This window comes from Brevundimonas phoenicis, assembly GCF_047237745.1.
Taxonomy (GTDB): domain Bacteria; phylum Pseudomonadota; class Alphaproteobacteria; order Caulobacterales; family Caulobacteraceae; genus Brevundimonas.
This window is the reverse complement of record NZ_JBDFLN010000001.1, coordinates 2,031,333-2,042,580: the sequence shown is the minus strand read 5'-3', so window position 1 is coordinate 2,042,580 and position 11,248 is coordinate 2,031,333. Positions and strand designations below refer to the sequence as shown.

Sequence of the window (11,248 nt, the reverse complement as noted above, 5' to 3'; positions counted from 1 at the left end):
GGCTCAGAAGCTCGCCGTAAAGCCGAGGTGGTAGAAGCGGCCGGGCTCGGCGAAGGAGAAGAAGCCGGATTCCTCGGCCAGACGCACGTCGGTCAGGTTCTGAACCCCGGCGCGCACCCACAGGTTCGGCTGAAGCTGGTAGCCGCCTTCCAGCGACACCACGGCGTAGTCGGGAACCGGCTGCTGTACGGAGTTGGAGACCATCCATTGCTCGCCGACGTACTCGCCGCGAAGCTGGACGAAGCGGGTTTCCTCAGGTTGCCAGCGCAGGGTGGCGTGGCCGCTGTGCTCGGGCCGCTCGGACAAGGGAGAGCCCGTCTCCCGGTTTTCGCTGTCCAGGTAGGTGTAGTCGGCTCTCAGGCTGAAGCCGCCCGGCAGGGGCGCGGCGCCGGCCAGTTCTACGCCGCGAATTCGAGCCTCGGCGATGTTCTGATACAGACGGATTTCACGGCCGCGCACGCCGCAGAATGCAGTGCAGCGAGTTTCGATCAGGTCCTCGATGTCGTTGTCGAAAACGCCGACGCGGCCCATCCAGCCGCCCCGGCGGTATTCGGCCGAGGCCTCGTAGGAGGTTCCGATCTCGGGCTTCAGGTCGGGGTTGCCGTAGACCCGGAAACGGCCTGCGGCCGCTATGGTCTCGAACTCAGGCGACAGTTGTTTCAGGCTGGGCGACTTGAAGCCCCGGCCGCCCCCGGCCTTGAGCGTCAGCCCCTCGAGCGGCGACCAGACGGCGTAGAGGCGCGGGCTGGTCTGCCACCCGTACTGCTCGTGGTGATCGAACCGCGCGCCGGCGGTCAGCGATAGCGAGGACGTCAGGGTCCATTCGTCCTGCACGAACAGGGCGTAGCGTTCGCCTTCCAGCCGGCCGGACCGGGAGGCGGCCGCATCCTCCAGCCGCTCGCGCCGCCATTCGCCGCCCACGCTCAGGCGATGGCTCGCCCAGCGGTCGATGGTGGCCCGGCCGTCAAGGATGTCCTCCTGCATCCCCACAGGGCGCGAGGGGGTCTGTCCAGCCGTCACCGCATTTTCGCGATCCAGCGTCGAACGGTAGGCGCGGACGGCTGTTTCGCCCCAGCTCCAGAAACCGCGATGCGACAGGGCGTACTGGCGCCGCTGCACCGTGTCGGCGAAGCGATAGTAGACGGGCGATGCGCCTGTGGTCGCCGTGTCGCGATAGCGGTCGTCGCGCCCGCCCAGAATGGTCAGGTCGATCCGCTGCGCCGCATCCGGCGTCCAGCTCAAGGTCGCCGAGCCGGTGACGGTCTCGCGATCTTCGAGGTCGGAAAGGCGACGGTTCGTCGCCTGGGGCGTATTGGCCCGCGCCTTGGATTCCGCGAACAGGCTGAGGCCGAGACGGTCCTGCGCCAGTGGGCCGCCCGCATAGGCGCCGACCTGGTAGGTTTCGCCCCCTCGGCCATCCTCGCGTAATCCGCCCATGGCGGTCAGGCTGCCTCGCCACTCGTCGGACGCGCTGCGGGTGATGACGTTGACCACGCCGCCGAGGGCCTCGGAGCCGTAGAGCGACGACATCGGCCCGCGCACGACCTCGACGCGTTCGATGGCTTCGGCCGGCATCCAGCCCAGGTCGAAGTCGGCGTGCTGGACGGCGTTGGCGGCGGCGTTCACCCGACGCCCGTCGAGGAGGAAAAGGGTGTGTTCGCTGGGCATGCCGCGGATGGAGACGCCGCGCCGGGTCAGTCCGGCGCCGTTGAGCGTCACGCCCGGCACGTCGCGCAGGACGTCGGTCAGGTCTTGAACCGGCCGCCGAAGAAGCTCTTCGCGGTCGATGACGGTGACGCTGGCGGGCGCGTCGGTCGTCGTCCGCTGGGTGGATGTGGCGGTGACGACCACGTCAGGCAGGCGTTGCGGCGCGGCCTCTTCGGCGATGGCGGGAAAAGCAGCGCCGAGGGCGGCGGCGAACGCCGTCGCAGAGGCCTGCGGAATAGCGGATTTCATGGTGTGAGATGTCCAGGACGTCAGTGGGCGTGCGGCCTGCGCCGCCAGTTCATCAGGTGAGCGGCGCTGAGCAGCAGGCCGCCGGCGACGGTGATCGGCGTCTCGGCCTCGTGTGTCGGCCATTCGGCGGCGGCCAGGAACAGCAGGGCGACGCCGAGCGCGCCCAGGCTGATCAGCGGCCAGGCGCGACGACCGTCCGGCGTCGGGCGCGTCAGTGTCCAGGCGGCGATGGGCGCGGCGGTCAGGGCGAAGGCCCAGTGCACCCAAGGGGCTTCCGCGAACAGGCCGAGAACCGGCAGCAGTCCTGCGACCAGGGGCAGGGCGAGGCAGTGGATCATGCACAGGCAGGACAGGCCGACGGCGGCGGCGTCGCCCCAGGTCTGGACACGAGCGTTCATGGCGATCCATTCAGAGGAAAGTCGGCCGCGACGTCATGGGACGCCGCGGCCAGGCGGGGGGAGGAGGGGAAGGATCAGAATCGGGCGCGGAAACCCAGGACGAGATTGCGGCCGCGCAGGGGCGCCAGATGGCTGATGAAGGAGGCGTGGTTCAGCGCCTTCTCGTCCAGCAGATTGGTCCCGCGCACGAAGATCTGCCCGCTGATGTCGGCGATCGTCGGGACGCCATAGGCCAGGGTGGCGTTGACCATGTCGTAGCCGGGCGTCTTGCGCTCGAAGGCGGCGATGCGGTCCTGCTCGAAGACGTGGACGTACTCCAGATTGCCCGACCAGGCGCCCTGGTAGAAGTCGCCGCGGACGCCCAGACGGCCGGCCGGAATGCGCGGCAGGTCGCCGCCGTCGCCCTTCAGCTCGGCGCGGACGTAGTCGCCGAAGGCCGTGGCCGACAGGCCCGGCCTGAACGCGTGGGTGACCTGGCCTTCGATCCCGGTGAAGCGGGCGTCGGCCTGGGTGTAGCGGATCAGGCGGAAGTCCTCGAACTGGTCGAGGGTGTCGGCGAAGATGTAGCCGTCATAGTCGTAGTGATAGAGGCTGGCGGCGAAGGTCGTGGCGCCCTCGATCTTCTTCAGGCCCAGCTCGATCGAATTGGCCGTCTCGACGTCCAGATCGGCGTCGCCGATCTCATAGGTGTTGGTCGCCAGATGGACGCCGCGCGCATACAGCTCCTGCGCCGTCGGCGCGCGCTGGGATCGGGCCAGGGTCACGCTGGCGACATAGCCGGGCGTAAAGGTCCAGCTGGCGCCGCCGGAAATGGAGAAGGGCGAGTGGCTCGTATCGGTGCGTCCCAGGGCGCTGGCGTCCTGCCACTCCTGGCGCAGGGCGCCTTCGAAGCGCCAGTCGCCGGCGACGTATTCCTCGACCAGGAACAGGGCGTGGTTCTCGGTGCGGCTTTCGGGAATGAAGGATTCGGCGCCGACGGCGGCGAAATCGCTGCGCGAGGTCTGGGCGCCGACCACGCCGCGCACCCCGCCGATGGCGGCGTGCTGCACCTCGACGCGGGCGTCATAGCCTTCATTGGTGAAGGTGGTGGCGATCTCGCCGTCGTCGATCTCGTCGTGGCGATAGTCGGTGAAGCCGCCGCGGAAGCGGATGCGTTCGATCCCGGTGAACGGATTCTCGATCTCGCCGCGCACGTCCACCCGCTTGCTGATCAGGTCGACGATCGGGACATGGTCATGATCGTGGTCGTGATCATGATCGTGGTCATGGTCGTCGCCGTGGTCGTGACCGCCGCAGTGCAGGCTGGAGCCGTGCGGATGGCAGGATTCATACTCGTGCGTATGCCCCGGCAGGCCGTATTCGCTGCGCTGCTCCGTATAGGCGGCCCCCAGATAGCCGCGCGACCCGATCCAGGACAGGCCCAGGGTCGCGGTCGAGCTCCGGTTGAACGACCCGTCCAGCGTGGCTTCGTCGAAGTCGGGAACCTCATAGTCGTCGGTGCGGCGTCCGGCGGCCTCGACGCGGATGGCGAACGATCCCGCGCCGGCGGTGAGGCCGACCACGCCGGCTTCTTCATTGTCCGCCGTGCCGAGGCGGAACTCGGCCACGCCTTCGCCGCCGTTCTCAGGGATGCGCGTCGGGATCTTCTTGTCGATCAGATTGACCGCCCCGCCGATAGCGCCGCCGCCGTAGAGCAGGGCGGACGGGCCGCGCAGGATCTCGACGCCCTCCAGCAGCAGGGGCTCGCCTGACACGGCGTGGTCGGGCGAGACTTCCGAGGCGTCCATCAGGGCCGAGCCGTCGGTCAGGACTTTCACGCGCGGCGCGGTCTGGCCCCGGATCACCGGACGGCTGGCCCCGCCGCCGAAGGTGTCCGAGTTGATCCCGGGCAGGCCGGTCAGCGTCTCACCCAGAGTCGATTGCCGGCGCTGGACCAGTTCGTCTCCGCGCAGCACCGCCACATTGGACACCACCTCCCTGCTCGACCGGCCCAGGGCGTCGGCGGTCACCACGACGTCTTCCAGGCGCGTCGCGGCGGGACCGGACTGGGGCAGGGCGTCGGCCCAGGCCGATGTCGAAATGGCTGAGAAACTCGCCGCCGCGAGCAGGATCGATCTTGAGTGCATGACGCTCCCCGTTCATGAAGAGAGTCGCTATTATGTTATATCGTAACATTCATCAAGCGAGCATGAGGGAGATTGAAATGAGCGGCGAGGGGGCTGCGGCGGAGGCCGAGCGGGTGCAGGTCGAGGTCTGGCGAATGATCGGGCGGGTCTTCGAGACGTGTCGGGCCAACGGTCTTAGTCAGTCCGATCTGGCGAGAAGGCTCGGCGTCCCGCGGGGACAGGTCTGCCTGTGGCTGAGGGATCGGGAGCGCATGACCCTGAAGGCGGCGGTGCGCCTGGCCGACGCCATGGGCCATGATCTCGAAGTGCGGCTGGTCCGCCGAGCGACGTTTCGCGCTGCCCGGGCCGAGGCGCAATGAGCCTGTTCGATCACGTCGAGGCGCTGCAGGGCGACATTCCGTGGGGTCGTTTTCTGGACGCCGGGACAGGGGTCAACTCCAGTCTGTGGAGCGCGGGTCTGGCCACGGAGGCCTGGACGGGGGTGACGGCTGCGGCCGGTCATGCCGATCAGGTGCGCGACTCGGTCGGGGAGCGTCTTCGTCCGCACGACCGGTTGCTGCTCGGCAACTGGACCGACGCGACCTTGCTGGAAGGCGAGGTCTTCGACACGGTGCTGGCCGATTATCTCATCGGCGCCGTCGAGGGCTTCGCGCCCTATTTCCAGCAAACCCTTCTGCGCCGGTTGAGGCCCATGACCGGGCGTCGCCTCTATGTCGTCGGCCTGGATCCCTACATCGTCGGACCGGCCGATACGGACGAGGCCCGGATGGTGCGTGAGATCGGCAGACTCCGCGACGCGGTCCTGCTCCTGGCGGACGAGACGCCCTATCGGGAGTATCCGGCGGAGTGGACGTTGAACGCGCTCGTCAGCGCCGGCTTCAGGGTGCTCTCGGCTCGTCGCTTTCCCAATCGCTACAAGGCCAAATGGGTGAACGGTCAACTGGATATGGCTGTGCGGCGCTTGCCCCGGGTCGCAGATCAAGGGCTGGCCCGGAGCCTTGCCTCGCGGGTTGAAACTCTTCGCGAAGAAGGACTCGCGCTCTGTGCCGAGCGCAACGGCTTACGATGCGGCGCCGATTATGTGGTGGCTTGCGAGCTGAACTAGAGTCGCCTTCTCGCTCTGACGCAATGACTGCTTCTGAAGCGATGTGGGCGTTGAATGTCGCTGGCGTAGTCACGTCATGAAGCGGATCGCAGGTGTGAGGTCTCGTCCAGATCCGGCTCCCGCAACCACCGTTCGTATAGCCGCTCTGGTTATACCGATATAGGCGCCAAAAACCCCGTAATCTCAATGGCTTGCGAGATTTTTGCGTTTCTGCGTTTGCGCTGCGCATTAGGCCGAAAAGATGGTCCAGACCAAAACTCTGCCGAAACGACCGTCACAGCCCCTGGAGTAATCCACCTTCGTCAGCAGGCACGGGCTTGGCCGGATCGGCTGCCAGTTGAATGCCGTCTCTTCGGATCACACGCACTTCGGGCTTGTTTTCCGGGAGAGGCGCAAATATGTCCGCCTCATCCTTGGAAAGCGTCAGCCACTCCACCCCATCGGTCGGAGCCAGCGGGACGACGCTGCGTTTGTGGAATGGCGCGATATCTGGTCCGGGCTCGGTCGTGAGTATCGAGAAGCAGCCGTCTTTCACAATGCCGGCAATCCAATGCCAGGGTTGATCTCGCATCGTGAAAAAGAAGCGGTCCATCAGCTTGACGCCGGGCTTTCGCGGCGTGCTGTGCTCGTAGAATCCTGTCGCAAGGATCAGCACCCGATCGCTGCCTGCGAAGTCCCGACCTTCGCTCCTAAAATTGAAGACCGGCTTGCCGTTCGTTGCAGACCAGGCCCAGGGCGACATCGATCCGACGAGACGGCCCCGATTGAGGCGAACCACCAAACCTAGGTCACGAATTTTCAGGCTGGGCTTCGGGCCGAGGTCGTTAGGAATCCGCCCATCCTGCCACTCGAACGGCATCTGTTTGGCTTTCGCGAGTTTCTGCAAAACTTGGCCAATGCGATCTCGCGGGCGTACTCGTTACACATCGGGAATGACTCCCTGAAACAATCCTATTGGACCGTCGGGACCGCTTTGCGACAGTCATTCGCGCACTCGCGACACATCTCTGCGCAAAGACGGCAATGGTCGTGGTCGTGACGCTCGCACTCCTCTGCACAAAGATCACAGAAGTTCGCACAGGTCTCGAGCATGGCGCGTAGAGCTTCGATATTCTGACCCGTGCGGCGGACCGCAAGTCGGGCGGTCGCATCGCAAACGTCTGCGCAATCCAGGCAGGACCGGATGCACTGCCGCATATCCATCGTCTCGGCAGAACAGGCGTCGGCGCACGACGTGCACATCAGGCTGCAGAACATCGTGTGGCGGGCGGCGTCGGCGAGCGGTTCATTGAAATCGTCGCCAACATCCGGGTGAAGCTGGATCATCTTATGAATGGACATGGCCTGGGCCTCTCTTTTCTGAAGCGCCCCGCACTGTCGAACTCCCGAGGTCGAAGATACGATCCGACTTGAAAGTTGAAGTCCGAGGCCGCCTTCGTGGAGACCTCACCTGTTCGCCCGCCAACGCTCGCGAAGCGGTCCGCTGCGCCCGACGACTGGATCTTCATCAGGGATCGCGAGCGTCCGCATTCGCCGGCGCGTCTCGTCATTGGGCGCCTCTCGGCATATGTCCCAATCGTGATCCCTCGGATACGCCCCAACGACCATGAAATCGTCGCTGACCGCGACCCGGCGATGGCCGACGCCCACAGGGAGAATGAGCGCGTCGCCGGCGCGGACCTCGACCTCGCGGCCGCCGGGCCCGCCGAGCAGCAGCGTGCCATAGCCTGTCGCCACGCCGAGCGCTTCGTGGGCCGTTGAATGGTAGTGGTCGTAGTCGAAGATTGTGTCGCGCCATTGGGGCGGCCAGCCATGATCGGCGAACATCTGTTCGAAGCGTTCCGCGGCCTTCTTCCCCTCGGCATTGACGACTCCGCGATAGAGGAGGACCGGCAGCCGTTCGTTGTTCGGCAACCAGTCGTTCTCAAGAAGAATGAACTGTTCGGTCTCCATCATTCGCTCTCCTAGACCCGCGGCGTCCGAAGCCGGCCTTTCGGCTCGCGAATCTCAATCCACACCGGCGCATGATCGCTCGTCTTCTCCCAGCCACGCGGGCGGTCATCGACTTGAGCGGCAACAAGCCGCGCGGCGGCTGGCGGGTTCAAGAGGAGATGGTCGATCCTCAGCCCCGCGTTCCGTTCGAACGCGCCGCGCCAGTATTTCCAGAAGGTGTAGATGACCTCGTCGGGGTGCAGGCGGCGGACGGCGTCCGTCCATCCTTGGTCAAGCAACCGGTGGTAGGCGGCCTTCACCTCAGGGGCGAAGAGGGCGTCGTCGCGCCAGCGCTCGGGGGCATAGACGTCCTTATCCGTCGGCATGACGTTGAAATCGCCAGCGACGATGACGGGCGCGTCAAGACCAACCAGACTCGTCAGGTGGGCGTGCAGACGATCGAACCAGCGCAGCTTGAAATCGAACTTCGGACCCGGCCGGGGGTTGCCGTTCGGCAGGTAGAGGCCGGCGATAAGCACGCCGTTCACGGCCGCCTCAATGTATCGGCTCTGTACGTCGTCGGGGTCGCCTGGCAAGCCGCGTCGGGTCTCGTGAATCTCACCAACCCGGCTCAACAGCGCGACGCCGTTCCATCGGCTCTGACCGTGCCAAATCACGTCATAACCAAGATCGCGGATGGCGCTTTCGGGGAATTTTTCCTGGGGGGCTTTCAGTTCCTGCAAGCAGACGATGTCCGGTTGAGCCAATTCCAGCCACCGAACAAGGACAGGGAGGCGGCCGTTGACCCCATTCACGTTGTAGGTTGCGATCTTCACAGGTCGGGCAGCGCCTGATCAGCGCGTCCCCAGGACGACAGCGTCTTCAGACCGGCGCGCTTAAGCAGTTCGACCTGGTCGCCGACATGGAAGCGAGCCGGACCTTCGATCGTCTCCATCTCCTTCCAGGTGATCGGCGCGGCCACAGGCGCACCTTCGCGAGCGCGGGCGCTGTAGGGCATGACGGCGGTCGCGCCGCGCTGATTGCGCAGATAGTCGACGAAGATGCGTCCTTTCCGCTGGGCCTTCGGCAGGGCGGCTGTGAACTTGGTCGGCTCAGTCTGAGCGACTGCGATGGCAAGCCGTCGAGCAAAATCCTTCACTTCGGGCCATTCGGCCCGCGGCGTCAGCGGCGCGATGACGTGAACGCCCTTGCCGCCCGTCACCATGGGGAAGGTCTCCAGCCCGATCGCCTTCAGAATGTCTCTGAAACGGAAGGCGGCGGAGCGCACGGCCTCGAAATCAAGACCCACGTCCGGGTCAAGGTCGAAGACCAGGCGGTCCGCCTTCTCGACGTCCTCGATGCGCGCGCCCCAGCCGTGGAATTCGATCGTGCCCATCTGCACGCAGGTCATCAGCCCTTCGGCCGTGTCGATATACAGATAAGGTTCCTCCTCGCCGTCCTTCTCCTCGATCGCCACATGACGGACCGCCTCCCCGAAGCTGCCGGCGTCATGCTTTTGGAAGAAGCATTTCTTGGCCCGGCCTTGCGGGCATCGGACGAGGCTGATCGGACGGGACGCGATCCAGGGCAGCATGATCGGCGAGACGGCTGTGTAATAGTCTGCGAGTTGGCCCTTGGTGATCTGGCTCTCGGGATAGATGATCCGCTCGGCGTTGCTGATCTGTATGGCCACCGGCGCTTCCGCCAGCCTGACCGGCGCCGCCTTCTCGATCACCACGGCCTCAGGCCTCTTGTCGTCTCGCAGGCCGAGATAGCTTGGATGGCGCAGGGTGCCTTCGTTCGTCATTTCGGTGAAGGCGATCTCTGCGACGAGCTTGGGGCGTAGCCAATGGGCGCCGCGGACCTCGGCGCGCGGCGCCTTGACCGTCGGCGTGTCTTGTTCGAGCGGACCCATGATGGAGATGAGCCGCTGGAGCTCCTTCGTATCGAAGCCTGTCCCGACCTTGCCGGCATAGCGCAGAGCGCCGTCCTCGTTGACGGCGAGGATCAGGGAACGGAAAGCGCGGGATTTGTCCGAAGGCGTCCATCCGACCACGGCGAACTCCTGGCGCTGGATGCATTTGGTCTTAACCCACCCGGACGATCGCGCGCCGACATAGCGGCCGTCGGCCAGCTTCGACACCACGCCCTCCAGACCGGCTGTGCAGAAGCTGTTCAACAGCTTTTCACCGCTCCCACGAATATGGTCGGAGTAGCGGAGTCGCTTCGGCTTCTTGGGCATTAGGTCGCGCAGAAGAGCCTTGCGCTCGAGCAGTGGCAGTCCCGTCAGATCCTCACCGTTTAATTCGAGGAGGTCGAAGGCGACATAGTCGATCCTGGCGGGATCGCCTTTCAATGCGCCCTGAAGCGTCTGGAAGTCGGAGCGGCCTTCGGCGTCGAACACGACAGCCTCGCCATCGAGCAACGCGGACTCGACCTTTAGGCCAGCGGCCGCCTCTACGATCCCGGCGAACTTCTCCGACCAGTCCAGGCCGGAGCGGGTGAAGGCCCGGGCGCGTCCGCCCCCGATCGCGATCTCCAGCCGATAACCGTCATACTTCATCTCGTGCAGCCAGCGGTTGCCGCTTGGCACGGCGTCAACCAGCGTCGCGAGCTGGACCGGACGGAAGGCGGGGAGGGAGGTAGTGGACGCCGGGGCGGCGCGCCGGGCGGCGCGGGCCACGGTCAGGACCGACGATCGCCGCGGTCGCCTTGGCCGGGCTTGCTCTCGTGCTTCGCCTTCTGCCGACGGTCAGCGGCGAGCGAGCGGCCCACGTCGTCGGACTCCTTGAACTGACCCTTCTCATCGCGCCGGACGTAGCGCTTGTCAGAGCCCGTATCGATTAACTCGCGTTTGGACATAGAAAGTCTCCTCTCGGGAGTCGCAACGCGCCATCGGAGCGAAAGGTGCCGTCTGCTGATTGGCAGGCCTAGTCCATGCTCATCGGAGCGGGATAGGTGACGGTCTCGTCCAAACCAATTACGGCCCCGCCTGTCAGCCGAGCCGGTTCCAGACGACCGCGTCCCATGATGTGTAGAACCGGCTCGCCGCGCGCGAGTAGATTGTCGGCGATGAGCCTGCGGTGACATCGCCACCAGACCGCTTCGGAGCACATGATTGCGCAGCGCCACTGGCGGCCGGCCTCGATCAGTCGTTCGAGCCCGTCACGAAACTCGTGTGAGAGGGCGTAGTCGGCATAGTTGTGGAAGCTCTTGTTTGCCCAGTAGGCGTTCACGTCCGCGGGCACGTCTTTCACCTGCCCGCGTCGACCGCCCAGGGCGGCGCTATGTTCGTAAGAAATCTGAAAATCCGCCAAGACGTCCGGAAGCGTTGTCTTGTTGAACTGGGGATGGGTTCGGGACATCGGAATCTTCCTGACGTCCACCACCCGTTCGACGTGCGCCTCCTGCAGCAGGGCGACGAAATCCTCAGAACTCCGGTTGGAGTGTCCGATCGTGTAGAACGGCAGCGTCACGCGTCGTGTCACACATGATCCAGAGCGCTGCCCTTATGGGCGGCGATGTGATCCGTCTTGTCGCTCCTGATCTCGTATTGGGGGTCGGCTTCCGACGCGCGATGCGTGTGGCCTTTGTAATCAAAGTCGCGGGTATGAATTTTGATAATCCGGCCCGACACGCGCCCCGCCTCGGAGTTCCAGCTGACGTGATCGCCAACGTCGAAAGTCTTGGCCATTCCTGATCTCCTAAAAGGACAATCAGGCTTTGCCGAT

Annotated in this window: 13 protein-coding genes; 2 read left to right on the top strand and 11 right to left on the bottom strand. The window is 65.2% G+C overall.

Going from position 1 to position 11,248, the window contains the following annotated elements; genetic code table 11:
• Positions 1-3: 3 nt before the first annotated feature.
• The 3 genes from ABC419_RS10120 to ABC419_RS10110 form a co-directional block, all read right to left on the bottom strand.
• The gene (locus ABC419_RS10120; protein WP_200165201.1) at positions 4-1,956 is read right to left on the bottom strand and encodes a TonB-dependent receptor domain-containing protein; all 1,953 of its coding nucleotides are present in this window, start codon (positions 1,954-1,956) and stop codon (positions 4-6) included.
• Between the two features lie 20 nt (positions 1,957-1,976).
• Entirely contained in the window at positions 1,977-2,354 is a 378-nt protein-coding gene (locus tag ABC419_RS10115; protein ID WP_200216570.1) for a MerC domain-containing protein, read from the bottom strand.
• Positions 2,355-2,428: 74 nt separating this feature from the next.
• Complete coding sequence (locus ABC419_RS10110) at positions 2,429-4,480, bottom strand: TonB-dependent receptor domain-containing protein (protein WP_200165199.1); 2,052 nt, start codon at positions 4,478-4,480, stop codon at positions 2,429-2,431.
• Between the two features lie 77 nt (positions 4,481-4,557).
• On the opposite strand from ABC419_RS10110, the gene ABC419_RS10105 reads away from it, so the two are divergent.
• Positions 4,558-4,839 (top strand): helix-turn-helix domain-containing protein, encoded by a 282-nt coding sequence (locus ABC419_RS10105; protein WP_200165198.1) that lies wholly within the window; start codon positions 4,558-4,560, stop codon positions 4,837-4,839.
• Complete coding sequence (locus tag ABC419_RS10100; protein ID WP_200165197.1) at positions 4,836-5,585, top strand: class I SAM-dependent methyltransferase; 750 nt, start codon at positions 4,836-4,838, stop codon at positions 5,583-5,585. The genes ABC419_RS10105 and ABC419_RS10100 overlap by 4 nt, the downstream gene beginning before the upstream one ends.
• A 274-nt stretch (positions 5,586-5,859) precedes the next feature.
• On the opposite strand, the gene ABC419_RS10095 is transcribed toward ABC419_RS10100, so the two are convergent.
• The 8 genes from ABC419_RS10095 to ABC419_RS10060 form a co-directional block, all read right to left on the bottom strand.
• Positions 5,860-6,471 carry an SOS response-associated peptidase family protein gene (locus tag ABC419_RS10095; RefSeq protein ID WP_412877583.1) on the bottom strand — a complete coding sequence of 204 codons (612 nt, stop codon included), beginning with the start codon at positions 6,469-6,471 and terminating at the stop codon, positions 5,860-5,862.
• A 65-nt stretch (positions 6,472-6,536) separates the two neighbouring features.
• Positions 6,537-6,911: a four-helix bundle copper-binding protein gene (locus ABC419_RS16800; protein WP_487247047.1), complete on the bottom strand. Its 375-nt coding sequence runs from the start codon at positions 6,909-6,911 to the stop codon at positions 6,537-6,539.
• 120 nt (positions 6,912-7,031) lie between these two features.
• On the bottom strand, positions 7,032-7,541 hold the full coding sequence (locus tag ABC419_RS10085; RefSeq protein WP_200165194.1) for a hypothetical protein: 510 nt from the start codon (positions 7,539-7,541) through the stop codon (positions 7,032-7,034).
• Positions 7,542-7,549: 8 nt separating this feature from the next.
• Positions 7,550-8,353, bottom strand: a complete 804-nt coding sequence (xth, locus tag ABC419_RS10080) for an exodeoxyribonuclease III (RefSeq protein WP_200165193.1) — start codon at positions 8,351-8,353, stop codon at positions 7,550-7,552.
• Positions 8,350-10,200, bottom strand: a complete 1,851-nt coding sequence (gene ligD, locus ABC419_RS10075; protein WP_200165192.1) for a DNA ligase D — start codon at positions 10,198-10,200, stop codon at positions 8,350-8,352. The genes xth and ligD overlap by 4 nt, the downstream gene beginning before the upstream one ends.
• A gap of 2 nt (positions 10,201-10,202) precedes the next feature.
• Positions 10,203-10,379: a hypothetical protein gene (locus ABC419_RS10070; protein ID WP_145915895.1), complete on the bottom strand. Its 177-nt coding sequence runs from the start codon at positions 10,377-10,379 to the stop codon at positions 10,203-10,205.
• 68 nt (positions 10,380-10,447) lie between these two features.
• Positions 10,448-10,993, bottom strand: coding sequence for a DUF488 domain-containing protein (locus tag ABC419_RS10065; protein WP_200165191.1), 546 nt, complete (start codon positions 10,991-10,993; stop codon positions 10,448-10,450).
• An 8-nt stretch (positions 10,994-11,001) separates the two neighbouring features.
• Positions 11,002-11,211: a hypervirulence associated TUDOR domain-containing protein gene (locus ABC419_RS10060; RefSeq protein WP_200165190.1), complete on the bottom strand. Its 210-nt coding sequence runs from the start codon at positions 11,209-11,211 to the stop codon at positions 11,002-11,004.
• Positions 11,212-11,248: the final 37 nt, after the last annotated feature.